Here is a 1,442-nt window from a genome sequence, read left to right on the forward strand (position 1 = left end):
CTGTCATGTCGCAGGACTTCGGTGACAGTTCTGCATCAGGACATCGGTGACACTTCCGTACGCCTTGGTGGTGACACTTCGGCCGCGAGGCTGCGGCGGTGGCAGCCAGTGAACCCATCGATCCCCGTGTCCGTCTCGCGATCTCGCAGTGGCCTGATGACGCCCCGCGCGGCGCGGTCTCGACGTTCTGCGCCGAGCACGGCATCTCCCGCAAGTCGTTCTACGAGCTCCGCAAGCGCGCCAGGGCCGAGGGGTCGGCGGCGGTGCTCGAGCCCCGATCCCGGCGCCCGAGGTCGCACCCGTCGAAGCTGACCGGCGAGGTCAAGGCCCAGGCCATACAGGTGCGGTCCGCGCTCGAGGCCTCCGGGCTGGACCACGGGCCGATCAGCGTGCACGACAAGATGCACGCGATGGGGCTGGAGCAGGTGCCCTCGATCGCGTCGCTGGCCCGGATCTTTCGCGAGGCAGGCGTCGCGCGGCTTGAGCCAAAGAAGAAGCCCCGCTCGGCCTGGCGCCGGTTCGTCTACCCCGCCCCCAACGCGTGCTGGCAGCTGGACGCCACCGAGTACGTGATCACCGGCGGGCGCAAGTGCGTGATCTTCCAGCTCATCGACGACCACTCCCGCTACGCGGTCGCGTCCCACGTCGCCTCCGGCGAGACCGCCAGGGACGCGATCGCGGTCTTCGACAAGGCCGTGGCCGCACACGGCGTCCCGCAACGACTGCTGTCCGACAACGGGGTCGCATTGAACCCGTCCCGCCGCGGCTACCTCGGCCAGCTCGTCGAGCATGTTTCCCGACTCGGTGTCGAGGCGATCACCGGCAAACCTCACAAGCCGACCACCCAAGGCAAGAACGAACGGTTCCACCAGACCCTGTTCCGCTACCTCGACAAGCAGCCGCTCGCTGAGTCGCTGGCCGAACTGCAAGCACAGGTCGACGTCTTCGACCACCTCTACAACACCGAGCGTCCCCACCAGGGACTCCCTGGGCGGGTCACACCACTGACCGCCTGGGAAGCGACCCCGAAGGCCGATCCGCCGCGCCCCGACACCAGCCAGTCCTGGCTCGACCGGCCCGTCGTCAGCCGATATCGGCGCCCTCGGCCACAGCCGCCCACCAACTTGCCCGCCGACACTCGCGTCAGAAAGGTCAGCAGCGCCGGCGTCATCCACGTGGACAGGGTCCTCTACAAGATCGACGTCGATCACGCGTTCAAGCAGGTCCTCGTCGTCACCGACGGCGACAGGATCACCATCACCGATTTCGACGGCGAGATCCTCGCCGAGCACACCCGACCCGCACCCGGAGTGACCTACATCGGCAACGGCCGACCCCCTGGACCGCGACCCAGGAACCCCGAACCGTCACCGAAGTCCTGATACATCAAGTGTCACCGATCCCCTGATGCAGAACTGTCACCCATGTCTTGAGACATCACA

1 protein-coding gene is annotated in these 1,442 nt (G+C 67.1%); it reads left to right on the forward strand.

Translation table 11 applies throughout. The features are described from left to right. Positions 1-140 precede the first annotated feature (140 nt). Positions 141-1,382, forward strand: coding sequence for an integrase core domain-containing protein (locus ACFP2E_RS07740; RefSeq protein ID WP_378522514.1), 1,242 nt, complete (start codon positions 141-143; stop codon positions 1,380-1,382). The last annotated feature ends 60 nt before the right edge of the window (positions 1,383-1,442 follow it).

It is taken from the genome of Nocardioides sp. GCM10027114 (assembly GCF_042659625.1).
GTDB lineage: Bacteria > Actinomycetota > Actinomycetes > Propionibacteriales > Nocardioidaceae > Nocardioides.